General features: G+C 60.0%; 22 protein-coding genes, 1 other RNA gene and 1 pseudogene. 18 read left to right on the forward strand and 6 right to left on the reverse strand.

The genetic code is table 11. The features are described 5' to 3' along the window. Nucleotides 1-108 precede the first annotated feature (108 nt). Nucleotides 109-1,488 carry a serine hydrolase domain-containing protein gene (locus tag BSG20_RS24045; RefSeq protein ID WP_072379293.1) on the forward strand — a complete coding sequence of 460 codons (1,380 nt, stop codon included), beginning with the start codon at nucleotides 109-111 and terminating at the stop codon, nucleotides 1,486-1,488. Here the strand turns inward: BSG20_RS24045 and BSG20_RS24050 are convergent, their stop codons facing one another. The 3 genes from BSG20_RS24050 to BSG20_RS24060 form a co-directional block, all read right to left on the reverse strand. Continuing rightward, nucleotides 1,489-2,424 (reverse strand): lytic transglycosylase domain-containing protein, encoded by a 936-nt coding sequence (locus tag BSG20_RS24050; protein ID WP_072379291.1) that lies wholly within the window; start codon nucleotides 2,422-2,424, stop codon nucleotides 1,489-1,491. It lies immediately after the preceding gene. Between the two features lie 113 nt (nucleotides 2,425-2,537). After that, nucleotides 2,538-3,173 (reverse strand): LysE family translocator, encoded by a 636-nt coding sequence (locus BSG20_RS24055; protein ID WP_072379289.1) that lies wholly within the window; start codon nucleotides 3,171-3,173, stop codon nucleotides 2,538-2,540. A gap of 58 nt (nucleotides 3,174-3,231) precedes the next feature. Beyond that, nucleotides 3,232-4,443, reverse strand: coding sequence for a pyrophosphate--fructose-6-phosphate 1-phosphotransferase (locus tag BSG20_RS24060; RefSeq protein ID WP_072379287.1), 1,212 nt, complete (start codon nucleotides 4,441-4,443; stop codon nucleotides 3,232-3,234). 366 nt (nucleotides 4,444-4,809) lie between these two features. Between BSG20_RS24060 and BSG20_RS24065 the strand changes: the two genes are divergently transcribed. The 5 genes from BSG20_RS24065 (at nucleotide 4,810) to rnpB (ending at nucleotide 8,851) form a co-directional block, all read left to right on the forward strand. Next, a complete protein-coding gene (locus BSG20_RS24065; protein WP_072379285.1) occupies nucleotides 4,810-5,517 on the forward strand; it encodes a J domain-containing protein in 708 nt (235 codons plus the stop codon). Beyond that, nucleotides 5,514-6,278, forward strand: coding sequence for an N-acetylmuramoyl-L-alanine amidase (locus BSG20_RS24070; RefSeq protein WP_072379283.1), 765 nt, complete (start codon nucleotides 5,514-5,516; stop codon nucleotides 6,276-6,278). Before BSG20_RS24065 ends, BSG20_RS24070 begins: the two co-directional genes overlap by 4 nt. 261 nt (nucleotides 6,279-6,539) lie before the next feature. Then, nucleotides 6,540-7,058, forward strand: coding sequence for a lytic transglycosylase domain-containing protein (locus tag BSG20_RS24075; protein WP_072379281.1), 519 nt, complete (start codon nucleotides 6,540-6,542; stop codon nucleotides 7,056-7,058). Nucleotides 7,059-7,157: 99 nt separating this feature from the next. Then, nucleotides 7,158-8,345 carry an FAD-dependent oxidoreductase gene (locus BSG20_RS24080; protein ID WP_072379279.1) on the forward strand — a complete coding sequence of 396 codons (1,188 nt, stop codon included), beginning with the start codon at nucleotides 7,158-7,160 and terminating at the stop codon, nucleotides 8,343-8,345. Between the two features lie 110 nt (nucleotides 8,346-8,455). Beyond that, nucleotides 8,456-8,851: RNase P RNA component class A (gene rnpB / locus BSG20_RS24085), an RNA gene on the forward strand. A 41-nt stretch (nucleotides 8,852-8,892) separates the two neighbouring features. Here rnpB and BSG20_RS24090 read toward each other — a convergent pair. Further along, a complete protein-coding gene (locus tag BSG20_RS24090) occupies nucleotides 8,893-9,087 on the reverse strand; it encodes a hypothetical protein (RefSeq protein ID WP_024313629.1) in 195 nt (64 codons plus the stop codon). Nucleotides 9,088-9,664: 577 nt separating this feature from the next. Between BSG20_RS24090 and mraZ the strand changes: the two genes are divergently transcribed. The 12 genes from mraZ (at nucleotide 9,665) to murB (ending at nucleotide 23,476) form a co-directional block, all read left to right on the forward strand. Beyond that, nucleotides 9,665-10,105, forward strand: coding sequence for a division/cell wall cluster transcriptional repressor MraZ (gene mraZ / locus BSG20_RS24095; protein ID WP_072379383.1), 441 nt, complete (start codon nucleotides 9,665-9,667; stop codon nucleotides 10,103-10,105). Nucleotides 10,106-10,119: 14 nt separating this feature from the next. Continuing rightward, nucleotides 10,120-11,145, forward strand: a complete 1,026-nt coding sequence (rsmH, locus tag BSG20_RS24100) for a 16S rRNA (cytosine(1402)-N(4))-methyltransferase RsmH (protein WP_072379277.1) — start codon at nucleotides 10,120-10,122, stop codon at nucleotides 11,143-11,145. 1 nt (nucleotide 11,146) lies between these two features. Beyond that, nucleotides 11,147-11,554 carry a cell division protein FtsL gene (gene ftsL, locus BSG20_RS24105; RefSeq protein WP_072379275.1) on the forward strand — a complete coding sequence of 136 codons (408 nt, stop codon included), beginning with the start codon at nucleotides 11,147-11,149 and terminating at the stop codon, nucleotides 11,552-11,554. Nucleotides 11,555-11,556: 2 nt separating this feature from the next. Continuing rightward, on the forward strand, nucleotides 11,557-13,308 hold the full coding sequence (locus BSG20_RS24110; protein WP_072379273.1) for a peptidoglycan D,D-transpeptidase FtsI family protein: 1,752 nt from the start codon (nucleotides 11,557-11,559) through the stop codon (nucleotides 13,306-13,308). A gap of 67 nt (nucleotides 13,309-13,375) precedes the next feature. Continuing rightward, the gene (locus BSG20_RS24115; protein ID WP_072379271.1) at nucleotides 13,376-14,833 is read left to right on the forward strand and encodes a UDP-N-acetylmuramoyl-L-alanyl-D-glutamate--2,6-diaminopimelate ligase; all 1,458 of its coding nucleotides are present in this window, start codon (nucleotides 13,376-13,378) and stop codon (nucleotides 14,831-14,833) included. Further along, nucleotides 14,830-16,263, forward strand: coding sequence for a UDP-N-acetylmuramoylalanyl-D-glutamyl-2,6-diaminopimelate--D-alanyl-D-alanine ligase (locus BSG20_RS24120; RefSeq protein WP_072379269.1), 1,434 nt, complete (start codon nucleotides 14,830-14,832; stop codon nucleotides 16,261-16,263). The genes BSG20_RS24115 and BSG20_RS24120 overlap by 4 nt, the downstream gene beginning before the upstream one ends. A 22-nt stretch (nucleotides 16,264-16,285) precedes the next feature. Then, nucleotides 16,286-17,386, forward strand: coding sequence for a phospho-N-acetylmuramoyl-pentapeptide-transferase (mraY, locus tag BSG20_RS24125; protein ID WP_024313622.1), 1,101 nt, complete (start codon nucleotides 16,286-16,288; stop codon nucleotides 17,384-17,386). Nucleotides 17,387-17,393: 7 nt separating this feature from the next. After that, complete coding sequence (gene murD / locus BSG20_RS24130) at nucleotides 17,394-18,806, forward strand: UDP-N-acetylmuramoyl-L-alanine--D-glutamate ligase (RefSeq protein ID WP_072379267.1); 1,413 nt, start codon at nucleotides 17,394-17,396, stop codon at nucleotides 18,804-18,806. A 1-nt stretch (nucleotide 18,807) separates the two neighbouring features. Continuing rightward, entirely contained in the window at nucleotides 18,808-19,962 is a 1,155-nt protein-coding gene (gene ftsW / locus BSG20_RS24135; protein WP_024313620.1) for a putative lipid II flippase FtsW, read from the forward strand. Nucleotides 19,963-19,968: 6 nt separating this feature from the next. Further along, complete coding sequence (murG, locus tag BSG20_RS24140; RefSeq protein ID WP_072379265.1) at nucleotides 19,969-21,093, forward strand: undecaprenyldiphospho-muramoylpentapeptide beta-N-acetylglucosaminyltransferase; 1,125 nt, start codon at nucleotides 19,969-19,971, stop codon at nucleotides 21,091-21,093. Next, nucleotides 21,090-22,505, forward strand: a complete 1,416-nt coding sequence (murC, locus tag BSG20_RS24145) for a UDP-N-acetylmuramate--L-alanine ligase (protein ID WP_072379263.1) — start codon at nucleotides 21,090-21,092, stop codon at nucleotides 22,503-22,505. The genes murG and murC overlap by 4 nt, the downstream gene beginning before the upstream one ends. Continuing rightward, the gene (gene murB / locus BSG20_RS24150) at nucleotides 22,502-23,476 is read left to right on the forward strand and encodes a UDP-N-acetylmuramate dehydrogenase (protein WP_072379261.1); all 975 of its coding nucleotides are present in this window, start codon (nucleotides 22,502-22,504) and stop codon (nucleotides 23,474-23,476) included. Before murC ends, murB begins: the two co-directional genes overlap by 4 nt. 3 nt (nucleotides 23,477-23,479) lie before the next feature. On the opposite strand, the gene BSG20_RS24155 is transcribed toward murB, so the two are convergent. Then, on the reverse strand, nucleotides 23,480-24,577 hold the full coding sequence (locus BSG20_RS24155) for a metallophosphoesterase (RefSeq protein ID WP_072379259.1): 1,098 nt from the start codon (nucleotides 24,575-24,577) through the stop codon (nucleotides 23,480-23,482). A gap of 105 nt (nucleotides 24,578-24,682) precedes the next feature. Then, nucleotides 24,683-25,988 (reverse strand): annotated as a pseudogene (locus BSG20_RS24160) (MFS transporter). Nucleotides 25,989-26,022 lie beyond the last annotated feature (34 nt).

A 26,022-nucleotide genomic window follows, 5' to 3' on the forward strand; every position in this document is an offset into this window, starting at 1 on the left:
AGGCTGTGGGCAGAGCTTTGGGCGGCTGCAAATAGAAACGCATCCGGGCGTTCGGGTCTTTCGCGCCGCGGGCTTTCCTGCTTTTCTTGCAGGCATGGAGGACCGTACATGGGATTTGTGGTGCGTTTCGTGAAGTCACTTGCCCTTCTGATGGTCGTGATCGTCGCTATGGGCGCGACTTGGCTTTACGTCAGCCCACCGGAATTGCTGCGAGTGGGTGATGGCTATGCAGCCAAGATCGTTTGCTCGAACGTCTTCCTCGCAGGGCGGGATCCTGAACAGGTGCTCTACGAGGACGTTCAGGCGCCCGGAAATCCGTTGCTGCGGCTGGTGCGTGTGGCTGTCGACAGGCAGGAGAAGCGAGTTACAGCGCGCATCCTCGGGGTCTTCGCACCGGGCTATGCGATCTATCGCGGCGCACTCGGCTGCAGCAGCGTACCGGACGGGGATTTTAAAGCGGCCGCGAGCGCAGTGCCCGATCGTCCTGTCGCTCCAGAGCCGCAAAATGATGAGATATGGCCACAGGGCAATGCCGTCGCAAAGGTCGATGACAGCCGTGTCGACGCGCTGCTTTCAGACAGCGATTTGACCGGTCCTGCAGCGCGCGGGGTTGTCGTCGTTCACAACGGCCGTATCATCGCCGAGCGCTACGGTGGCGGCTTCAATCCAACAACGCCGCTGACGGGCTGGTCGATGACGAAGACCGTCAATGCGGCGATCGTCGGACGGCTAATGCTCGACAACAGGATCGCGTTTGGTGACGCAGCCCTCCTGCCGCAGTGGCAGGGCGGCGATCATTCAGCAATCAAGCTCAGCGATCTTCTGGGCATGGAGAGCGGCCTGGCCTTCAACGAGAGTTATGGCACGGTCGCCGATGTCACACGAATGCTCTATCTCGATGCGGATATGACGGCACTGCCGGCGAGCCTCCCCCTGGAGGCGAGCCCGGGCGAGCGGTTCAACTATTCGAGCGGCACATCGGTTTTGATCTCGAAGATATGGATGGATCGGATCGGCAACATGCAGGCAGCGCTTGCCTATCCCAAGAAGGCGCTGTTCGATCCGCTCGGCATGTCGAGCGCCGTTCTGGAGGTCGATGCCCGCGGCACCTTTGCCGGCAGTTCTTATCTCTACGCCACAGCGCGGGATTGGGCTCGTTTCGGCCAGTTTCTTCTTCAGGACGGCGTCTGGAATGGACAGAGGCTGTTGCCGGAACGGTTCATGGCGGCAATGAGGACGCCGACTGCCGCCTCTGGCGGCAAATATACGCAGGCGCAAGCCTGGCTCGCCGCGCCGGGCGGCGATAGCAGCGCCACTGCCGGTCTTCCTGAAGATACGTTCTGGATGGAAGGGCATGATGGACAGAGTGTCGCGATCGTGCCGTCTGCGAAGCTTGTCGTCGTCAGGCTCGGGCTGACGCCAAGCTGGCTTGGCTATAGACCGCAGATCCTCGTGAAGGAGATTCTAGCGGCGCTTCCTCGGCAGTAGTCAGTAGTTGCCGTGGGCGACGTCGTCCATGCCCTTGCGCTTGGCGTCGTAATAGTAGCCACGGGCATAGAGGCGGACAGCATCGTCTTCACTGCTGTCGGAGACAAGCCAGGCGCCGCGGAGATACTTGGCGGCGTATTTGATGTTGGTCTCGGCATCAAACAGGCCGGCAGGTTCACCATCGTAGCCCATCGACTTGGCCGTATTGTATTTGATCTGCATCAGGCCAAAATAACCGCGCTTGTTATAGGCCTTGGCATTGTAGCGGCTTTCGCGATGCACGACGCGGTGAAGCAGCGAGGCGGGCACCCGGTAAAGCTTCGAGTACTTGTCAATGATCTTGGTGATCGCGCTTTTCTCGACGGTCGGTGCGCCATCGTCGTCGCTGTCGCTGAACATGGGTGGAGCAGCCGGCGGGTCGGAAGGGCCCGAGGTGTCGAAGCCGTAGTCCATCATCGGATGCGGTGTGGTGTCGATCGCGGAAAGCGCGGCGATGGCACCGCCGCCGTTCTGAGGCGTTGCCGCAAAAGCAAGCTGCGTCGCCGGGGAGGGGGTTCCCGGGCGCGGGGTCGGTACGACGGACTGAATCGCCGTCATCTCAGGCGTCAGCGGGATCTGCGCATAACCCGTTGCCGTCGCTGTCTGGATTTGACCGTTTAACTGAGGGGCATCGGTTGCCGGCATGGCGGGCGCCGCGAGGGCGGTTGCCGTCTGGTCAGCGGCGGTGATCATCGCCGTTTCTGTCGTTCCTTCGCCGGCGGGCACGGCTGCAAGCGTAGCGTCTTCGCCCGGCTTCGGCGTCGGAACAACGGTCTGGATTGCGGTCAATTCGGCCTGCGACGTGTATTCGACGCTCGTGCATCCGGCGACAACGCCGCAGAGCATCGTGGAAACGATGAGACTGCGTTTCAGGCCGGAAAAACCGATCGCTACCATACTCTCACTTTCGTGAATGCGCCGCCCCGGCAGCGTTAGAAGTTACCAAAAGCCTTAAGCCCGGATTTCGCAATTAACGTATTCGTTGCTTTGCTGCAACCCGCCGGAAATGTTTACGCAGCGATGCGCCGATAGCCGGCTGTGACGGCGCCCGCAGCAATGAGCAAAGTGCCGCCGGTGCGGTTGACTGCGCGCTGGACGCTTGCCTTGCGAATGAGGCCGCGCGCTGCGTTTGCGGCGAGCGCATAGATGGAAGCGTTGATGGTTGCAAGAACCAGGAAGGTGGCTTCCATGATCAGCATCTGGCCGAAAAACGGTTGAGCCGGATTCAGGAACTGCGGAACGAATGCGACGAAAAACACGATGCTCTTCGGATTGAGCGCCGTGACCACATAGGCGTGGAGGAAAACCTTGAGCGATTTCTTTTCGGGCAGGTTGTCATTGTCTGCCATGGGCTCGGAAATGACGGGCGCTCGCCAGAGTTTGATGCCGAGCCAGATCAGGTAGGCGCCACCGACCCACTTCAATACCGTGAACAGCGTTGCGGAGGCCGCGAGGACGGCCCCCAATCCGAATAGCGATGCGGTCATCGCAGTGAAGTCGCCGAGCGCAACACCGGTTACCGTCGCGAGCGCCGTCTTGCGTCCATGGCCGAGGGCATAGGAAACGACGAGGAGAATCGTCGGGCCCGGAATGGCCAGCATGATTGCAGACGCAGCGGCAAAAGCGAACCAGGCTTCGAGCGACATGGAATCTCCTCCTATTCCCTAAGGTAAAAGCAAAGACACCATATCAACCCTCAGTCAATCATGCTGCCTGGTATTTCTGTCCAATCGTATCCATGAGCTGCGCGAACCATTTGGTCGAGGTGTCGAAGGCCTTGCCACCCTTGATGCGCGGGAACTCGATCGTTCGCAACTTGCCGTTCTGCGCTTCGTCATGACCGGTGACGCCGGAAACCTTGTTGAGGGCGCTTTCGACGGCAAGGTCGGTCATGCTCTGGATGAGACGAAGGTCGTCGCTGTTGGCGGGGGCCGAACGGGCAAAGTAGCCGGACTTCTGCACCAGCGAACGTTCGGCATTGATGAGGCCAGCGAACTGCTTCTGGAACCAGCCGCCGACGTTGATCGTGTCGATTTTCACGTGTCCGAAGGCGTCGCGCTTGATGGTTTCGCCCGCCGCTTCACGCTCAGCGACGATGGCGTCGAGGCAGGCGCCTTCCGAAACGAACACGGTCGCATGGCCGGTGCGGTCCATGACTTCCTTCAGCCGGGCCGCTTCCGCATCGAGATCAAACGCCATCTCGGGCAGATAAACTGCGTCGATGCTCTTCATCTTGGCGTTCGTCATGAAGCCATCGACATATTCGTAATTCTTCGTCCGCTGTAGATAGGCGCGGGCGGTTGCCGCCGTCAGCCAGCCGCAGTGGCGTCCCATGACTTCGTGGATGATCAAGGTGCGCGGTGCTGCCGTCTGCTCGTTGCTGACGTTGTCGAAGAAGTGTGCTCCGACTTCGGCAGCCGTCCATGCACCGAGTGACTGGCGGATGGGGACGACGTCGTTGTCGACGGTTTTAGGCAGGCCAACGACCGTCAGATTGTAGCCATTGGCGGCCAGATATGCCGCGAGGTCGGCCGCCGTAGTGTTGGTGTCGTCGCCGCCGATCGTATGGAGGATCGTGATCCCGTCGTTGGCGAGGCGTTCGGCTGCGACGCGCAACGGGTTTTCACCTTCCTTGACGAGACCGCGCTTCACGCAATCGGCTGCGTTGGTGAGCTTGACGCGGCTATTGCCGATCGGCGAGCCACCGTAGCGATGCAGAAGCGGCGCCTTCTCCCGCATATCGGTGGTGATCTTGATGCTGTCGCCGAGGAGCACGCCCTGGTATCCGGAGCGATAGGCGACGAGCTCGATGTCAGGCGCCACGTCGCTATAGCGTTCGATAAGTCCGCCGACCGCGGACGACAGACAGGGTGCCAGGCCTCCAGCCGTGAGCATTGCGACTTTCTGTTTGGCCATGATCCCTCCATTGTCACGTATCAGCGCCGTTGCGTGCTGCTTACCTAACGCATGGATGCGACAGGGAAAGGGGCATGTAAAGTGTCGTTATTATGAAAATCATGCCCTGAACGGCGAAGGTAGACGCAAAGCGCTGATATAATCGTTTCAAGCTCGAGATGCCCGTGTCGAAGGGTTGTGGAAATCGCGACGTCACTCGGCCGGTAGCAATTGGAACTTGCCGGGGTGCGATGCCGGGCTGATCCCGGTGCAACCATGAACGAATTGTGAAAAGTGTATTCCGCCCTACGACCAATCGCCGCCTTGCAAAGGCAACCATTATTTGGTCAAGGTGTTTACACCTATTTGCATTGCGAGAGACTTTTTATGTCCTTCTGGGAAAAACTGCTGAATGCTATTGGCAACACTGCGGGCAATGTCCTTTCGGCGGTGGTCGAGGCCATTCGGACGGTTTTCGAGGGCGACCCCGAGACGCGCCGGAAGGTCGCCTTTTCCGTCGCGATCATCGCTTTGTCGGCAAAAATGGCCAAGGCCGATGGAATCGTGAGCGAGAAGGAGGTGAATGCCTTCCGTGAGATCTTCGAGTTCCCGCCCGACCAGGCCAAGAACGTCGCACGCCTCTACAATCTGGCGCGTCAGGACGTCGCTGGTTATGAGGCCTACGCGGAGCGTTTGTCGTCTTTGTGCGTGACATGCGCCGCCAACTGCCCGGTGCTCGAAGAGGTTCTGGACGGTCTCTTCCATATCGCCAAGGCGGACGGGCTCGTCCACGAGAAGGAGCTGGCGTTCCTGCGGCATGTGGGCGAGATTTTCCATATGAATGAAGAGCATTTCGAAAGGATTGCCGCGCGCCATGTCTCAATGGGACGTGATCCCTACAAGGTGCTCGGGGTGTCGCCCTCCGATGACTTCACGACGATTCGCCGCCGCTATCATGGCCTTGTCAGCGAACATCATCCGGATCGGCTGATTTCCCGCGGCGTACCGGCCGAGTTCCACGCCATCGCCAATGAGCGGATGGCCGCTCTGAACGCAGCCTACGAGGCGATCGAAAAGGAACGCCGCGCCGCATGACCTCGTTCGAGGCCGACTACTGGAAGGCGAGCGTTCGTCCTTCGCCCAATCACGGCGAGCGTGCAGGCGGGCGCAAGCCCGACATGATCCTTCTGCACTATACAGGCATGCCAACGCCGGATGGAGCGTTGGAATGGCTCTGTCGTGACGAGAGCCAGGTCTCGAGTCACTACTTCGTAAGTGAAGCCGGCGAGGTTCTTCAGCTCGTGCCTGAGGAGCGCCGCGCGTGGCACGCCGGCAAAAGTTATTGGCAGGGCGAGACCGATATCAACTCTTTGTCGATCGGGATCGAGATCGCCAATGCAGGGCATCCCGGCGGTCTACCCGAGTATCCGCAAGAACAAATTCAGGCGCTCGTCGAATTGTGTCGCGATTGCGGCAAACGTTGGTCCATCGCCCCCGAACGGGTGCTTGGGCACTCCGATGTCGCACCGATTCGGAAGGTTGATCCGGGGGAAAAATTTCCCTGGAAGGACCTCCACAGAGCCGGTGTCGGGCACTGGGTCGAGCCTGCCCCGATTGCTGGTGGAAGATTTTTCCAACGCGGTGACAGCGGCCAGCCGGTCGAGGCCCTGCAGTCGATGCTCTCGCTTTACGGTTATGCGACAGAAATCACAGGCGAATTCTCCGACAAGACGGCAGGCGATGTCGAGGCCTTCCAGCGCCACTTCCGGCCTGCTCGGATCGATGGAATCGCAGATTTTTCGACGATAGACACGCTGCACCGTTTGCTGGCGTCGCTTTCACATTACTCCTCATAAGTCGTACTTTTATGACGGTACCGACTCCCGGGAATTCGGGAGTCTGCTGCGCCGCCACATGATTTCCCTATTATCTCCTCATTGCGATGGTCTAACGCCATCGTCGAACGGCGCTGCCTGGTTTGTTTTGGGGTTTCTGGCAGTCGTCAATTGAAACAAAAAGAAATGCTGCAGAATAGCTAATGTATATCTGTCGCATATAGCCGGATTATTATTTAAATCATGATCCGGAAATTCTTTGGGTCGGAGTAATTAGACTGAATGAATAAGATTATTTCTGCTGCAGTGTGCGTCAGCACACTGTTGATGGGCATCAATTGCGCCTTCGCGGGCGAGTGGGGTGGAAGGATCCAGACACTTCCTTTGAAGACTGTCGATCGGACTAGCGGCTATGCAATGCCGGACTTCACCGCCAACAAATATTCAGCTCTCATCATCAAATACGCAAACCAATACAACGTCCCTGTCGAGCTTGCTCAGGCGGTCGTGCGCGTCGAGAGCAATTTCAATCCCGATGCACGTGGTAGCGCGGGTGAAATCGGCCTCATGCAGATCAAGCCGGCCACGGCAAAGATGATGGGCTACTCGGGTACGAGGAAGGGGTTGTTCGATCCCGAGACAAACATCAAGTTCGGCATGAAATACTTGGCCACAGCGCATCAGCTCGGCGGTGGCGAAACCTGCGACACGATCCTGAAATACAATGCCGGCCACGGTGCCACCCGCATGAATCCGGTCTCCAAGGCCTATTGCGGCAAGGTCCTGGCGATGCTCGACTGATCATCTGAAACTGCTTGTTCGAGAATCGCTTCGGCCGGGTACATAAGAATATGATTCAACTTGGCGCCTATGTTATCTCGCCTCTGAATGAGGTGACGTATGGCAGTTGATTTCAAGGTGATCATCGTTGGACGCGGGATGATGGGCGCGGCTGCGGCCCGCCATCTTTCCGGCATGATCGACGGTGTTGCGCTCATCGGCCCCGGTGAGCCAGCCGAGCGCAAGAGCCATCATGGTGTTTTTGCCAGTCATTACGACGAGGCCCGCATCACCCGGTCCTTCGACGACAATATGGTCTGGGCGATGCTGGCGGCACGCTCGCTCGACCGCTACCGGGAAATTGAAGCGAAGAGCGGCATTTCCTTTTTCTCGGAGGCGGGTTGTCTGTTTGCCGGACCGCCCGCCCGGCCGGGCCGGGGGTACCTTGGGCGGGCGCTGCAGGTAGCCGAAGCGCTCGATCTCGACGTCGAAACATTGCTGCCTGCGGCATTGCGCGACCGCTTTCCTCAGTTTGCGCTCGATCCTTCGTTCAACGGCTATCTCGAGGCGCGGCGTGCAGGCCACATCAATCCGCGTGCGTTGGTTCTGGCTCAAACCAGACTTGCCGAGCAGGCCGGTGTGACGGTCATCGATGCAACTGTTGCTGCGGTTCGTGACGAAGGCACGTTCGTAGAGGTCCATGCGAATGGCAAGCGCTACACCGCGGAACGTGTGCTGGTCGCCGCCGGCGGGTTCAGCAAGTTCAATGATCTTCTGCCTGATGCCATCGATGTTCGCGTTGCGGCACGCACTGTCGCCTTCTTCGAGCTGAGTGAGCGGCAAATGACGATCTTCTCCGAAATGCCTTCGACGATCGTCTTTGGCGACCGCGACGAGGACCATGTCTATATCCTGCCGCCGGTCGGCTATCCCGACGGCAAGACCTATCTCAAGATCGGCGGCGATCTGGAAACGCGCTCATTCGACACGCTCGAGGATATCGGAGCATGGTTTCGCTCTGACGGCGATTTGCTCGAGCGCGATCATCTGGTGTCGACGGCTTTGCGGCTCATGCCAGCATTGGCCGGCTGCCCAACGACCTCCGCGCCATGCGTGGCGACCTTCACGACAAGTGCATATCCTTACGTGGGATATACGGGGTCGCCGCGGATTGCGGTGCTGACCGGTGGCAATTTCGTTGCTGCGAAATCATCGGATGAGCTCGGTCGACTGGGCGCTGTCATCATGACGCAAGGCTGGCTCGGGGCCGAGGACTTCGGCCGGGAACTGACGCCCGTCTTCCGCTAGGCACGCGCGCCGGTGGCGAGGCGGCGCTTCGGGCCAACCCTTGCACTATTGCGTGGAGATTGGCGATATTTCAGTGGAATTCGCCCCAAGTCTCCGCTAAGGGAGCCGTGCCAGTTGGCCGGGCAGCCGCGCTTTACCAATGCCGAAAGGCGGTAGGGTGAGGAAAGTCCGGGCTCCACGGAAACACGGTGCCGGATAACGTCCGGCGAGGGCGACCTCAGGGAAAGTGCCACAGAAAGCAAACCGCCTGCCTCGGCAGGTAAGGGTGAAAGGGTGGGGTAAGAGCCCACCGCATCTCCGGTAACGGCGATGGCAAGGTAAACCCCACCGGGAGCAAGACCGAATAGGGATGACGTGGTGGGCGCAAGCCTTCCGGCCGGTTTCCAGGTCAGTCATCCGGGTGGGTTGCGTGAGGCAGCGTGCGAACGCTGTCCCAGAGGAATGGCTGCCACGTTCCGGCTTCGGCCGGGGCCATACAGAACCCGGCTTACAGGCCAGCTGGCGAACTACCTTTGCAGGAGCGTGCCTTCTATGATTGCCGTCGTTGCTAATGAGCGGTCGGCGCCTTCGCCAGACATTCCTCGCAGGTGGTGCTGCTGCGAGCAAGAATAGACCAACGCTTGAATATCTTGCCGCAGGAATCGCACTTTATGTCGGTCGTCATGCCAGTCTGCGACAGCGGAATACGTTTTTCCGGCTCAAAACGCCCGTAAAGAAGCCCCTTTAATGTGAAGTTTGTCATAGCATTACTCCACGTTGCTTATTTAGCACTGCATAATATGCGGCAGCCTCCAACGAGTTCAATTCTCCGGCCCTTCATTATTTTGCACGTGGTTCTATCCGAAGGGGTTGGTCGCCTACTTCAAAATGGATAGCAGCGGCCTACCTCTTCATGTGGCATCCCCGACAATCCGTCTCGTTCATGAATGCGCCGCGCTAAGACGCTGCTTTAAATCGCCTATTTGCCTGTCGCTATTTGGGTCATCGGCCGGCGTTGAAAGGGTGGCGAGCGCGCCGCTATTCAGCCTGCAGATCCGCGATCCTAACCCTTTGTTAAACTTAACAGCTTATAAATTTTCGATACTGCGCTCATCGTGAGACGGGCGTTTCCCATTGACGCCCATATGGTCCCATGTTATCCCATTTATGCACTGCGCACGGGCAGGTAGGTGCCCATCAATCGCAAAGCCAAGGCGTCTTCCTTTCCGGAAGCGCCGGATGGGATTGTGCCCATTCGGCTCGCGAGGCTGTGCCTGAATGTCGGGGTTCCGGGCTTGTGAGTTCAGTCCGGGCTCTTTCGGGAACGGATGTTTCGTGTCATGAGCCGCTTCCTTTCAAGTGCGACCAACAGAATCGATTCCAAAGGCAGGGTCTCCGTGCCGGCAGCGTTTCGATCCGTGCTGGCGCAGCGCAATGTTCAGAAGCTCTATTGCTTCCAGGACTTTGTGTTTCCGGCAATCAGCGTCGGCGGTCCGGACCTTCTGGAAAGGTTCGAGCGTCAGATCGCTGCGGAGGATCCGTTTTCGCCGGATGCGAACGAGATGTCGCTTCTGATCCACGGGGGCGGTATCTTCATGAAGCTCGATGCGGAAGGTCGGCTGATGGTCACGGATTTCATTCGCGACTTCACCGGCGTCTCGGACGAGGTGACCTTCGTCGGTCGGGCGGATCATTTTCAGCTGTGGCAGCCGCAGGCATTTCAGGCTGCGCAGACGCAGGCACGAGGAGGGCGTCGGCTGGCGGGCGGGCGTTCCGAATAATACGAGGGAACGGAATGGCGGCGAATCCTGGCGGAGATTCAACTGGTGCCGGTGGCGGACCGGTTCGCCACATTCCGGTTCTTCTCAACGAGGTTCTGGCTGCGCTCGATCCTTCCCCTGGCAAGCTCATTTTGGATGGCACATTCGGCGCGGGCGGTTATACGTCAGCCATTCTCGATGCTGGCGCCGATGTGATTGCGCTGGATCGCGATCCGATCGCTATCGAGGCCGGCCAGGCGCTTGTGGCAAGCAGTCAAGGTCGTTTGAAACTCGTTCATTCTCAGTTCTCTCATTTGGCCGAGTGTGCTCCCCACGACAGGCTCGACGGGGTCGTGCTCGATATCGGCGTGTCGTCGATGCAGATTGACGAAGCGGAGCGCGGTTTCTCCTTTCAGAAGAACGGCCCTCTGGACATGCGCATGTCGGCTGCCGGCGTTTCTGCGGCCGATGTGGTCAATCGCGCCAAGGTGGCGGATCTCATTCGTATCTTCCATTTTCTCGGAGAAGAAAGTCAGTCGCCGCGCATTGCCCACGCGATCGAAAAGCGGCGTGCCGAAAAGCCCTTCGAGACGACGCGCGATCTGGCTGGGCTGATCGAGCTCGTTACGCCCCGCAAGATGAAGGACAAGATTCATCCGGCGACGCGCGTTTTCCAGGCGCTCAGGATTTTCGTCAACGATGAGCTCGGCGAACTGGCGCAGGCACTCTTTGCTGCCGAGCGGGCGCTGAAGCCCGGCGGGCGTCTGGTTGTCGTCACCTTCCATTCGCTTGAGGATCGGATCGTCAAGACGTTCTTCTCAGATCGTGCCGGCAAGGCGTCGGGCTCGCGTCATCTGCCCGTCGCGCACGAGCGCGCGGCGACCTTTGAGCGGATCGGCAAGCCGATGGTCGCTGCAAGCGAGGCGGAAGCCGAGGTCAACCCGCGGGCGCGCTCCGCCAAGCTGCGTGCAGGGCTGCGCACCGCAGCCCCCGCCGAAGCGGCTGATGTTTCCATCTTCGGGCTGCCGAACCTGGCGAGTCTCGGAAAACTCGGAGCTTGATATGCTGAGAACGTTGGACCTCATCCTGGTCGGTGTCATGACAGCCGCGGCTGCCGTCACCTACACGATCAAGCATCACGCAGAACTCAAGCTCGAGGAAGTTCATCGCCTTGAAGCGGAGATCAAGCTCGAGAAGGACACGATCGACCTGTTGAAGGCGGATTGGGCGTTGCTGTCCCAGCCGAACAGGCTCGAGCGTCTCGTCAACAACTACAATGGCGAACTTCAGCTGCAGCCGACGGCGTCCACCTCTCTCGTTCATGCCAGGGAGTTGCCGATGCTGAGGTCGCAGGTTCCGGTTCCCGACGTTGCCGAGGCGAAGACTGGTTCAGGCGCCAAAGCGAAGCCTAAGGCAGTGGTGCCGCAACCCGAAGAAGAAGACCTGATGGCAACCGGATCGGTGGAGTAGAGATGTCCTTTCTTTCACGCATCATGGTCTTGAAGAGCCAGGCGCATTTTTCCGCTGGCGTATACAACCGTCTTGGCGGGACGTCCGGCAACGTGCAGATCGAGGGATCGAGAAAGAAGAAGGCAGTACAGGCCAAGAGCCGCGTCGGTCTGCTGATCGTCGGATTCCTCGGGGTCTATTGCGTGATCGGTGGGCGTCTCGTCGAATACGCGATTCGCGATCCGGACGTTGTGTCCAGCATACTGCCGCCGGATCGTCTGATGGCGTCGCGCCCTGATATTCTGGATCGAAACGGCGAAGTGCTGGCAACCGATATCCGCACCGTCTCGCTCTTTGCCGAGCCGAACAAGGTCGTCGATGCGGACGAGGCGGTCGAGAAGCTTGCCACGGTTTTGCCTGACCTCGACATGAAAGGCACCTACAAGAAGCTCGCGAACCGCACATCCCATTTTGCCTGGTTGCGGCGCCAGTTGACGCCGAAGCAGCAGAGCCAGATCCTTGCGCTCGGCATTCCCGGCATCGGTTTCCGGCCTGAAAAACGCCGCTTCTATCCCGGTGGCGCGACTGCTGCGCATATCCTCGGTTACGTCAACATCGACAACCGCGGCGTTGCCGGCATGGAAAAATACATCGATGACCAGGGACTTGCCGACCTCGCTTCAGTCGGCATGACAAGCGATCAGCCGCTTGAACCGGTGCGCTTGTCGATCGACGTTCGTGTCCAGAACATCGTGCGTGATGTCGTCGTCAACGCAGTCAAGAACTACGAGGCAAAGGGCGCCGGCGCCGTCATCCTCGATATTCATACCGGTGAGGTGCTTGGGATGGCATCGGCGCCGGATTTCGATCCCAACAATCCGCTGGAGGGCGCCAAGGAGGGCTGGCTCAACCGCATGTCGAATGGCACGTTCGAGATGGGGTCGACCTTCAAGACCTTCTCGCTCGCCATGGCGCTCGACACGGGCAAGGTCAGCCTCAACGACAGCTTCGATGCGACACAGCCGATCCGCATCGGCGGCTTCACTATCCATGACTTCCACGGTCAGCGCCGTTGGCTAACGCTGCCCGAAGTGTTCCAGTATTCGTCGAACGTCGGTACCGCCCGCATCATCGACATCGTCGGCATGGATGCTCAGAAAGACTACCTGACGAAGCTCGGCCTTTTGACCAAGATGCAGACCGAACTGCCGGAAGTGAAAATGCCGAGCCAACCGAAGGTTTGGAAGAAAATCAATTCCATCACGATTTCCTTTGGCCACGGGGTGTCGACCACCCCGCTGCAGACTGCCGTGGCCGGTGCCGCGCTCGTCAATGGCGGCAAGCTCATCGAGCCGACCTTCCTGCCGCGCAACCGTGAGCAGGCAGATGAAGTCGCTGAAGTGGTCGTCAAGAAGAGCACCAGCGACGACGTGCGCTATCTCTTCAAGCTGAACGGCATCAAGGGCTCGGGCCGCAATGCGGACGTTCCCGGCTTCAACGTCGGCGGAAAGACCGGAACGGCCGACAAGGTCGTCAACGGCCGCTATGCGACGAACCTCAACTTCAATGCGTTCCTTGCGGCGTTCCCGATCGATGACCCGAAATATGTCGTGCTCACTTTCTGCGATGAACCGCACAATGGTGAAAAGGGCCAGAACATCGCCGCGTACACTGCAGCGCCGATGGTGAAGAACATCATTGCCCGCGCAGCGCCAATTCTCGGTGTGGAACCCAAGTTCGGTGACGACGGATCGGCCATGTTGGTGTCTTATTGAGTCTGAATGAATGTCGGAGCCGATTCGCCACGGGGGCGCGGCGGCTTGAAAGAGAAAAGTACATTCGATGAACTTGCGAGACATCGCCGGAGATGCATTTCCGGAACTTGATCAATTGGCCGGGTCTGTCGGGGCGCTGGCGGTTTCCGGCATCTCGTCCGACAGCCGCAAGATCGTACCCGGAATGGTGTTTGTGGCTGTCGCCGGGACGAAGGCGGACGGCGCAGGCTTTATCGCCGATGCGGCAACACGTGGTGCCGTCGCAGCAGTTGCCTCCCACAGCATTGACGCTTCCATCCCCGTTCTTGTCGTCAGCGACCCGCGACGCTTCCTGTCGATCGCGGCCTCGCGTTTTTATGGCAAGCAGCCGGAAACGATGGTGGCCGTGACCGGCACTGCCGGCAAGACGTCGGTTGCCTCCTTCACCCGGCAGATCTGGGCCAATGCCGGCCATGCGGCCGCGATGATCGGCACGACTGGCGTCGTCTCGCCGACACGCAACGAATACGGCTCACTGACAACACCTGATCCGGTTTCACTCCACAAGCTGCTGGCAGAACTCGCGGACGAGGGCGTCACACATGCCTCAATGGAGGCGTCCAGCCATGGCCTCGATCAGTGCCGCCTGGACGGCGTCAAGCTCGCTGCCGCCGCCTTTACCAATCTCGGCCGTGATCACATGGACTACCATGCGACGGTCGAAAGCTACATGGCCGCGAAGACGCGCCTGTTCGACACGCTGCTGCCGAAGGGCGCACCGGCCGTGATCTTTGCCGACGATGCCTGGTCGCAACAAGCGATCGAGGCAGCTCGCCGTGCGGGGCACGATGTTCGCACGGTCGGCCGCAAGGGCGATTACCTGACGCTGAAGCGCGTCGAACATTTCCGCCATAAGCAGGTGGCTGAAATTCATGCTGACGGCGAGATCTTTGAGGTCGACATTCCGCTTGCCGGCGACTTCCAGGTGGCCAATGCACTTGTGGCGGCAGGTCTTGCCATGTCGACCGGCGTGCCGGCGAAGGTCGCCATGGCCGCGCTCGAGAAGCTTCAGGGCGCGTCCGGGCGTCTGGAATTGGTAGGCCATACCAGGGATGGCGCGCTCGCTTATGTCGATTACGCGCACAAGCCGGACGCGCTCGCCAATGTTTTGGAATCCGTCCGGCCGTTTACCACAGGCCGTGTGATTGTCGTATTTGGCTGCGGCGGCGATCGCGATCGTGGAAAGCGCCCGATCATGGGCGAGATCGCCTGCCGTCTGGCCGATGTGGTGATCGTCACCGATGACAATCCGCGCTCAGAAGAGCCGGCGGCAATCCGCGCCGAGATCATGGCGGCCGCTGGCTGCGCAACCGAAATCGGCGACCGCGCCGAGGCGATCCGCATGGCTGTTGAGATGCTGACGTCCGGCGACACGTTGATCGTTGCCGGCAAGGGACACGAGGAAGGGCAGACGATCGGGAGCGTTACCCTGCCGTTTTCGGATCATGCCGAATTGCGTAAGGCTTTGGAGGAGCTGAAACCGTGAACTGGCTTTGGACGACGGAAGACATGATTGCCGCCATGGCGGGGCGGCCGTTCGGCACTTTGCCTGAGGGCATTACCGGGATTTCCATCGACAGCCGTTCCATTGCGTCCGGCGAAGCCTTCTTTGCCATCAAGGGCGACCGCGTCGACGGCCACGACTACGCCTCGATGGCGATGGCAAACGGCGCAGCTCTTCTCGTCGTCAGCGAAGCGCGCCTTCCCGCCATGGGGCGGCTGACGGTTCCGGTGATCGTCGTGGAGGATGTGTTGGCGGCGCTCGGCAAACTCGGGCAAGCCTCTCGCGCGCGTTCGCGCGCCCAGATCATTGCCGTGACCGGCTCGGTCGGAAAGACGACGACCAAGGAGATGCTGCGGCGGGTCTTGTCTCCATCGGGCAAGGTGCATGCCTCCGTTGCTTCTTTTAACAATCACTGGGGCGTACCTTTGACGCTCGCCCGCATGCCGCTCGATACCTATTTCGGCGTCTTCGAAGTGGGCATGAACCATCCGGACGAGATCCGTCCGCTGGTCAAGATGATCCAGCCGCATGTTGCGGTGATCACGACGATCGCGCCCGCTCACCTCGGCAATTTCAAGAGCATAAGGGAGATCGCGACGGCAAAGGCCGAGGTTTTCGAAGGCGTGGTGCCGGGCGGGCAGGTCGTGCTTAATCGCGACAACGATCAGTTCAATTTCCTGGAGCGCACAGCAGAGACCCACGGCATCCAGCACGTCCATTCCTTCGGTCAGCATGCGAAGGCCGAGTTTCGCCTGGCAGAATTCAACGGCTCTGACCAGAGTTCGACGTTGTGGATCACTATTGACGGCGAGACGAAGGAAGTTGCGATCGGCGCGCCGGGCCGGCACATCGCCGAGAATGCGCTGGCCGCCCTCGGCGTCGTGAAGCTCGTCGGAGCTGATATGCAGCAGGCAATCGCCGCCCTTGCGACCCTCCAGCCGGAAAAGGGCAGGGGCCGTCGTCATCGCTTGGCGATCGAGCGCAGCTCCTTCACTGTCGTCGACGAGAGCTACAACGCCAATCCTGCTTCGATGCGGGCGGCAATCGCTGTGCTTGCGAGTTCCGTGCCGACGGGCACGGGACGCCGCGTCGCCGTGCTTGGCGACATGCTGGAAATGGGCGACTACGCGGAGAGAGTCCATTCGGATCTGGCAGGGCCATTGCTCGCTGCCGGTATTGAGCACGTCTGGCTTGCCGGCCCTGAAATGGTTGCGCTGAAGGAATCGCTCCCCGAAAGCGTGCAGGTCGTCCACTACGAGAAGACCGAAGAACTAGCAGAGTATATATTGAACGCTGTCGCGGCTGGCGACGTGCTGATGGTAAAATCGTCACTGGGCATAGGTTTCGGCAAGATCGTCGCCGCGCTCCTTGACAAGTTCCCGCCATTTGCCGACACGCAACGCGATTTTTGAGCGGGTAAACAAGGGGCCCTGAATGCTGATTTGGCTTGTCGAACTGTCGGAACATCTGAAATTCTTGAATCTGTTCAGGTACATTACCTTCCGCACGGGCGCCTCCCTGTTTACGTCCGCCTTCATCGTGTTCCTCTTTGGTCCGATGATCATCAATTCGCTGCGGATCCGCCAGGGCAAGGGGCAGCCGATCCGCGCCGACGGTCCGCAAACGCACTTCAAGAAGGCCGGTACGCCGACCATGGGCGGCCTGATGATCCTCGCCGGTATTGTCGGTTCGTCGCTGCTTTGGGCCGACCTTTCGAACCTCTATGTGGTTGCCACGCTGCTCGTGACCCTCGGTTTCGGTGCGATCGGCTTTTACGACGACTATCTGAAAGTCACCAAGCAGAGCCATAAGGGATTCTCCGGCAAGGCTCGTCTCGGTATCGAGTTCGTGATTGCCGGCATTGCTGTCTACTTCATGATGCGCACGGCGCTGGCATCGGGTACGGCAGGCTCGACCTTCGGGTCGTCGGTCGCCTTTCCCTTCTTCAAGGATTTCATGATCAATCTCGGCATCATGTTCGTTGTCTTCGGCGGCTTCGTCATCGTTGGCGCCGGCAATGCCGTGAACCTTACCGATGGTCTTGATGGCCTTGCCATCGTCCCCGTGATGATCGCCGCCGCGTCCTTTGGCGTCATCGCCTATCTGGCGGGTAACGTCGTCTTCGCAAACTACCTACAGATCAATTTCGTGCCGGGCACGGGCGAACTCTCGGTTGTCCTCGGCGCCGTGATCGGCGCCGGCCTTGGCTTCCTCTGGTTCAATGCACCGCCCGCCGCGATCTTCATGGGCGACACCGGCTCGCTGGCACTCGGCGGCACGATCGGCACGGTTGCCGTTGCCACCAAGCACGAGATCGTCATGGCGATCATCGGCGGTCTGTTCGTCATGGAAACGCTGTCGGTCATCATTCAGGTCGGCTTCTTCAAGATGACCGGTCGGCGCGTCTTTCTGATGGCGCCGATCCATCACCATTTCGAAAAGAAGGGCTGGACGGAAAGCCAGGTGGTGATCCGCTTCTGGATCGTCGCCGTCGGTCTCGCCCTGCTTGGTCTCTCCACCCTGAAGCTGCGGTAAGGCCGCGATGATCCCGGTCACGACACTTGCAGGGAAGAAGGTCGCGCTCTTTGGGCTCGGCGGCTCGGGCTTTGCCACGGCGCGTGCGCTCAAAATGGGGGGGGCCGAGGTCACTGCATGGGACGATAACCCAGACAGCGTCTCCAAGGCCGCCGCTGAAGGCATTCGTACAGTAGATCTGCGCTCCATTGACTGGAGCGCGCAGTCGCTCTTCGTGCTTTCGCCAGGCGTGCCGTTGACCCATCCGAAGCCACACTGGACAGTCGATCTCGCTCGTGCTGCCGGGGTTGATATCGTCGGCGACGTCGAGCTTTTCGTACGCGAACGCCGGGCGCATGCGCCGGGTTGTCCGTTCATCGCCATCACCGGCACCAACGGCAAGTCGACGACGACGGCGCTGATCGCGCATATCCTGACCTCGAGTGGGCGCGACACACAGCTCGGCGGCAACATCGGGACGGCGGTCCTGACGCTCGATCCGCCGAAGGATGGACGCTTCTACGTGGTCGAGTGCTCGTCCTACCAGATCGACCTTGCACCGACGCTCAATCCCTCCGCGGGCATCCTCCTCAACCTGACGCCCGATCATCTCGATCGCCACGGGACGATGCAGCACTATGCCGACATCAAGGAGCGGCTCGTTGCAGGTAGCGGCGTTGCCGTCATCGGCGTGGACGACAGCCATTGCGAGATGATCGCAGATCGTATCGAACGAGCAGGCGGCAAGGTCACGCGGATTTCCCGGCGTCATGCGCTTCCCTATGGCATCTATGCGGAAGGAACCAAGCTTATCGAGGCCTCGGGAGGCGCAACAAAGTCGATTGTCGATCTTGAAGGGATCCAGACACTGCGTGGCGGCCACAATGCGCAGAATGCCGCTGCGGCAGTTGCCGCATGCCTTGCAGTCGGTGTCTCGGAAGAGGAAATTCGTGCGGGCTTGACGTCCTTCCCCGGGCTCAAGCATCGGATGCAGCCGGTCGGGCGTCGCGGCAACGTCGTTTTCGTCAACGACTCCAAGGCCACCAACGCGGATGCGGCCGCTCCGGCGCTGTCGAGTTACGACCGCATCTACTGGATCGCGGGTGGGCTGCCAAAAGCCGGGGGCATCACGTCGCTAACGGGCTTCTTCCCGCGCATCGCCAAGGCTTATCTGATCGGCGAAGCTGCGGCCGAATTTGCCGCGACGCTCGGCGAAGCCGTGCCATATGAGATTTCTGGAACGCTGGAGCGCGCCGTGGCGCATGCTGCTGCGGATGCCGACAAAGATGAAACTGGCCCGCTGGCCGTGATGTTATCTCCGGCTTGCGCAAGCTTCGACCAATATAAGAACTTCGAAGTCAGGGGCGATGCATTTGTCAGCCATGTGGCAGCGCTCGACGAGATCACCATGCTGATCGATTCGGCAACAGGAGATAAATGACATGGTAAGCCGTGCGGAACGTGGGCCTCTGGCCGATTGGTTTTGGACCATCGACCGCTTTTTCCTGGCGATGTTCATCTTCCTGATGGGCATCGGCTTCATGCTGTCATTCGCTGCGTCGCCAGCGGTCGCCGAGCGTATCGGGCTGGAGCCGTTCCACTTCGTCAAGCGACACGCGGCCTTCATGATCCCCTCGCTCTGTGTCATGATTGGGCTCTCCTTCCTGACGCCGCGCCAAGTGCGGCGCACGGCGATCATCCTGCTGATTGTTGCCCTCGGGATGATGCTGTTGGCGCTGTTCTTCGGCGTCGAGGTCAAGGGCTCCCGCCGCTGGGTCACCTTGGCCGGCATTTCGATCCAGCCCTCCGAGTTCATGAAGCCGGCTTTCGTCGTCGTCTGTGCGTGGCTCTTTGCCGAGCATGCGAGGCAGCCGGAGATTCCGGGCAACCTGTTCGCCATCATCCTCTTCGGCATCGTTGCCGCGCTTCTGGTCGCACAGCCCGACCTTGGGCAGACGATCCTGACGACGGCCGTCTGGGGCGGAATGTTTTTCATGGCAGGCATGCCGTGGATATGGATCATTCTTCTTGGCGCCGGCGGCGTCGGAGGACTTTTTGGCGCTTACTACGTGTTCCCGCACGTGGCACTGCGTATCGACAAGTTCCTGACCGGCGAGGGCGATACCTTCCAGATCGATACGGCGCGCGAAGCCATCATCCGCGGCGATTGGTTTGGCCAGGGACCGGGCGAGGGCATCGTCAAGCGCATCATTCCGGACGCGCATACCGACTTCATCTTCTCGGTCGCTGCCGAGGAATTCGGCATCGTCTTCTGCATGGCGCTTGTCGCGCTGTTTTCCGTCCTCGTGCTGCGCGGTCTCTCGCACGCCTACAAGGAGCGGAACGACTTCAACCGCTTTGCTGTCGCTGGTCTCGTGCTGCAGATCGGAATACAGTCGATCATCAACGTGGGCGTCAATCTCGAACTGCTGCCGGCAAAGGGCATGACCCTGCCGCTGATTTCCTACGGCGGTTCGTCCATGGTCGCCATCTGCGTCACCGCCGGGTTTATTCTCGCGCTGACGCGTCATAGGCCGGAAAAGCGCGCGCAAGAGCGGAGCCTCTTCCGCGTCGCACATGGTATGCCGGCGGAGTGAGTGCTTATGAGTAAAGGCATCGTCCTGCTTGCCGCCGGGGGAACCGGCGGTCATGTGTTTCCCGCGGAGGCTTTGGCCTATAAGCTGAAGGAACGCGGCTATTCCGTGCATCTGGTCACCGACAGCCGCGCTGAGCGTTATGCCGGCAAATTCCCTGCAGATGAGATTCATGTCGTGCCGTCGGCGACGATCGGTTCGAAAAATCCAGTTGCCGTTGCACGCTCCCTGTGGACGCTCTGGAGCGGCATGCGGGCCGCCAAGAAGCTGATCGCGCGCCTGAAGCCCGCTGTTGTCGTCGGCTTCGGCGGATATCCGACCGTGCCGCCGTTGCTCGCCGCAACGCGCCTCGGCGTGCCTGCCATGATCCATGAACAGAATGCAGTGATGGGACGCGCCAACAAGGCGCTGGCGAGCCGCGTGCAGGCGATTGCCGGCGGATTCCTGCCTGAAGGCGGTGGCCAGTTTCCCGACAGGACGGTGACGACAGGCAATCCGGTGCGCCCGGCGATTATCGCCGCTGCCAACGTGCCATACTCTCCGTCGAATCCAGGTGAGCCTTTCAATCTAGTCGTCTTTGGCGGCAGCCAGGGTGCGCAGTATTTCTCCAAGGCAATGCCGACGGCCATCAGCTTGCTCGATGACGAGCTTCGCGACCGCCTGCGCATTACCCAGCAGGTTCGACCAGAAGACATGGAGATGATGAGCGTTTGCGTCACCCAATTGAAGATGGCGGCTGACACAGCACCGTTCTTCACCGATATGGCCGAACGACTTGCCGCGGCACATCTCGTTATCTGCCGCTCCGGCGCATCGACTGTTTCGGAGATTTCCGTCATCGGGCGACCGGCCGTGCTCGTGCCCTATCCGCATGCATTGGATCACGATCAGGCGGCAAATGCGGCAGCGCTTGCGGCGACAGGCGGCGCCAAGGTCATTCCTCAGGCCGAGCTTTCGCCCGAGAAGATCGCTTCGATCCTCACCCATGTGATGAACGACCCGGAAAAGCTTGCCCGGATGGCCGCTGCCGCCAAGCAAGCAGGTAAACCCGACGCTGCGAACTTGCTTGCCGACATGGTAGAGGCTATTGCGGCACGACGTACAATTGCAGAGTTCAAGGGGAAACGCGCATGAAAATGCCGAAGGCCATCGGCCTCGTTCATTTCATCGGCATCGGTGGCATCGGCATGAGCGGCATTGCCGAAGTGCTCCATAATCTCGGCCATCGCGTGCAGGGATCGGATCAGGCCGATAGCGCCAATGTGCAACGCCTGCGCGATAAGGGCATCGAAGTCTTCGTTGGCCACAAGGCAGAGAACCTCGGCGACGCCGAAGTGGTGGTCGTCTCGACCGCGATCAAGAAAAACAACCCGGAGCTCGTGGCGGCGCGCGAAAAGCTGTTGCCGGTTGTGCGCCGGGCGGAGATGCTTGCCGAATTGATGCGGTTCCGCAATGCGATCGCGATCGGCGGTACGCATGGCAAAACCACGACGACGTCGCTGGTGGCGACGTTGTTGGATGCGGGTGGCCTCGATCCCACGGTCATCAATGGCGGCATCATCAATGCCTACGGCACCAATGCCCGAATGGGCGAGGGTGAGTGGATGGTGGTAGAGGCCGACGAGTCCGACGGCACGTTCCTGAAGCTTCCCGCCGATGTTGCTGTTATCACCAACATCGACCCGGAACACCTCGACCACTACGGCAACTTCGATGCCGTTCGCGCGGCTTTCCGGCAGTTCGTCGAGAACGTGCCGTTCTATGGCTTCGGCGTCATGTGCCTCGACCACCCGGAGGTGCAGGCGCTGGTCGGTCGGATCGAGGATCGCAAGGTCATCACCTATGGTGAAAACCCGCAGGCCGACGTGCGCTTCATGAATGTGCGCATCGATGGTGCGCGTTCGATCTTCGATGTGGAGATCCGCCGCCGCCGGACGGGGCAGGTCATCAGGCTCGACAATCTGGTCATGCCCATGCCGGGTCGCCACAACATCTCCAACGCCACAGCCGCGATCGCGGTTGCCAACCGTCTCGGCATGTCGAGCGAGGACATTGCCAAGGGGCTCGCGTCCTTTGGTGGCGTCAAACGCCGCTTCACGCTGACCGGCGAATGGAACGGTGTTCAGATCTTCGATGATTACGGCCACCACCCGGTCGAGATCAAGGCCGTGCTGCGGGCTGCGCGCGAGGCCTGCAAGGGTCGGGTGATCGCGGTTCATCAGCCGCATCGCTATTCGCGGCTGTCCAGCCTTTTCGAAGAGTTTGCATCCTGCTTCAACGATGCGGATAGTATTTTCCTTGCGCCTGTGTACGCGGCGGGTGAGGATCCCATCGAAGGAGCGAACTCCGAGGCACTCGTGTCGCGGATCAAATCGGGCGGTCACCGCGATGCCCGCTTCCTGTCGTCCCCAGAGCTTTTGCCTGAAATGGTCGCAGAGATTGCAAAGCCGGGGGATTTTGTGGTTCTGTTAGGGGCTGGGAGTATCACATACTGGGCGGCAGCGTTGCCCAAGCAATTGGAAAGCCTTTCGGGAATATCTGCATGAAACAGGTGAATGGGGAAAAGCTTCTTGCGTCGCTTGGCGACGGCGTAAAGGACATCCGTGGGAGGATCACACCGGATGCGCCGATGGACCGTGTCACCTGGTTCCACGCTGGCGGTCTGGCCGAGCTGATGTTCCAGCCGCACGACGAGGACGACCTTATCGCCTTCCTCAAGATTCTGCCGCAGGAGGTCCCGATCACTGTCGTGGGCGTCGGCTCCAATATTCTCGTGCGCGATGGTGGAATTCCTGGCGTCGTTCTGCGGCTTTCGGCGAAGGGCTTTGGGTCGGTCGAGCTCGCGGGCGAAAATCGCATCCTTGCCGGTGCAATCTGCCCGGACAAGCATGTCGCAGCCATGGCAATGGATAACGGCATAGGCGGCTTCCATTTCTACTACGGCATTCCGGGGAGCATTGGCGGTGCGGTACGCATGAACGCCGGCGCCAACGGCGCGGAGACGCGCGAACGGCTTGTCGAGGTGAACGCCGTTGATCGCAAGGGGAACAAGCATATCCTGTCGAACGCCGATATGGGCTATTCCTACCGTCATTCGTCGGTACCGAACGATCTGATTTTTACGTCGGTGCTCTTCGAAGGGTATGGCGAGGATCGCGCCAAGATCCGCGCTGAGATGGACGCCGTGCGCAGCCATCGCGAGACAGTACAGCCGATCCGCGAAAAGACCGGCGGCTCGACTTTCAAAAATCCGGAGGGGCACTCCGCCTGGAAGCTCGTCGACGAGGCCGGATGCCGGGGCCTGGTGATCGGCGGCGCGCAGATGTCCTCGCTTCACTGCAACTTCATGATCAACATGGGGCAGGCGACGGGATACGATCTCGAGTATCTCGGCGAACAGGTCCGCCGCGAAGTTTTCGAAAATTCCGGGATCAAGCTAGAGTGGGAGATCAAGCGTCTCGGCGTCTTCATGCCCGGGCGCGAGGTACGTCCCTTTCAGGGTGTGACCAGCGAGTAGTCCTTAGGCGAAGCGCTTGGTGAATGCGGTGGAGAAGGTCACTCCGCCTCTGTTGTCGCTGGCTTCGCCGATCGCCACATCCATCGTGTTGCTTGTCACCCGTACAAGGCAGAAGCCGCCCATGAAGGCGGCTTTCGCTTTGAAGACATTCAGTTTGCCGACGGTGTAGGCCATGGGCGTGTTGTGCTCGTGTCCGTGAAGAATGCCGATTACATTGTAGCCTTCGAGGATTGCGAGAAGTTCCTGACGTTCTGTCTCACCCCACCAATGGGGTGCGCCGTTGCCGCTGGCGTTGAACGTTTTCTTTTCGCGATCCCAGCGCTCCAATGAGAACGGATCCCACCCGTAGTGCTGGAAGATGACTACCGGGCGTCCATCTGATGCATAGGTCTGGAGATCGCGCTTCATCCAATCGAGGCCGCTTGCGGCGCCTTTCGTATTGTCTCCACCGTAGCGCTGCGCCTGGATCAGATGCAGTCCGCCCCAGTTCCAGGAATAGTTGTCCGAGGCTTCGTCGTAGTTGTCGACGGGCACCAGCGGCTTGAAGAAGACGCTTGGCTTGTGGTTCATCTGCACGTAATCGCGCAGCTCATCGCGATACCAGTCGACCTGCGGCGGGCGCCCATCCTGATCGAGGTCGTGATTGCCGAGGCCGACATAGACTGGAAAGTGCACATGATCGGCACCGAACCCTTGCTGGTAGCGATGGGAAAACTGCAGCAGCTGCGACCCTTCCGCGAACTCTGCCGTCTGACCACCACCATCGTCCGTGATATCGCCGCAAACGATAATGCCCTGCGGCCTTGCAATGGGCTGTCCGGCGAGCGGCAGGCCGCTCGGTCTCCGGGCGATCTCCATAGGCCAGGTTTGATGGTGAATGCTGTTCAATGCAAGAATGTGGCGTAACAGGTTTGCGTCGGTCTTGCCTTCATCCTGGCAGTTCGGGCTTTGTCCGTCTGCGAAGCGGCATGCGTGGACGTCGTTGATGACAAGGAAGGTGACATCGGTCGGCGGAAGACTGGCTGCTTTCGCAATTGACGGCAGTGTCAGCGAAATTCCGGCACCGAGCCCTTGCGTCAGCAGTGATCGTCTTGTCAGCATCTGGCTTCCCCTGTTTCTGAAAATCTAGGAGCAAGGCGCTAACAGACAACAACAAAAAAGCCGCGACAGTTGCCTGTCGCGGCCCTTCGACTTGGATTTCCGGGATCAGACTTCGTCGCGGCCGGAAGCCAGGATGCAGATCAGCGTGATCACGGCAGACAGACCGAGATAGTAGCCGACATACTGCATGCCATGGTTTGCCTGCAGCCAGGTGGCGATATAGGGCGCCAGCGAAGCGCCGAAGATGCCGGCAAGGTTGAAGGTGATCGACGAGCCGGTGTAGCGAACGGCCGTTGGGAAGGGGGCGGCAAGCGCGGTGCCGATCAGACCGTAGGTCATGCCCATCAGCGCCATGGCGACGATCGCAAACACCACGATGCTGCCTTCGCCGCCCGTCATCAGGCCCGGCAGGAAGAACGAGAAGATACCGATCAATACGGTGGTGAGGATCAGCATTTTGCGACGTCCGAACCGCTCGGCGAGTTTACCAACAATCGGGATGAAGATGCCGAAGGGCGACCGAACCGACGATCTGGATTTCGAGCGCGTCAAGGAACGGTATCTTCAGGACCTTGACGTTGTAGGACAGCAGGTAAGCCGAGCCGATATAGAACAGCACGAAGGTGGCGAGCGCCACGAAGGTGCCGAGGAATAGGTTGCGCTTGTGCTTGCGGAAAAGTTCGGCAACCGGGACGGCAACGCGCTCCTGCTTGTCGATCGCCTTCTGGAAGGCCGGCGTTTCGGTGATCGAGAGGCGGACCCAGAGACCGATGACGATCAGCAGAATGGAAGAGATGAACGGCACGCGCCAGCCCCAGCTCAGCAAGGCATCCTGAGACATGACCTGTAGAAGCAGCCAGAAAATGCCTGAGGAGAGGAACAGACCGACCGGAGCGCCAAGCTGCGGAAACATGCCATACCAGCTGCGCTTGCCTTCCGGCGCGTTCTCTGTCGCGAGCAGCACGGCGCCACCCCATTCCCCGCCGAGACCGAAGCCCTGGCCGAAACGGCAAAGCGCGAGCAGCAGCGGTGCGATGACGCCGATCGATTCATAGGAGGGCAGAAGGCCGATTACCACCGTCGAGATACCCATGGTGAGCAGGGCGGCAACCAGCGTCGTCTTGCGGCCAATCCTGTCGCCGAAATGGCCGAAGACGACGGCGCCAAGCGGACGGGCAAAGAAGGCGATCGAGAAGGTTGCGAAGGACGCAAGCAGCGCGGTCGTCGGGTCGCTGTTCGGGAAGAACAGCGTCGGGAAGACCAGCACGGCGGCAGTTGCATATACGTAGAAATCGAAGAACTCGATTGTGGTGCCGACGAGGCTCGCGATCAGAACGCGCGCCGGCGAGTTGACTTGCGCACTGTTCGATGAAGCGGGAGTCGGCGATACTCTGGATATCGCGTCTGACATTTTCATTCCAATCGGGATTGTAAAGATGCCTTGG

The organism is Rhizobium tibeticum (genome assembly GCF_900110205.1).
In the GTDB taxonomy this organism is placed as follows: Bacteria; Pseudomonadota; Alphaproteobacteria; order Rhizobiales; family Rhizobiaceae; genus Rhizobium; species Rhizobium tibeticum.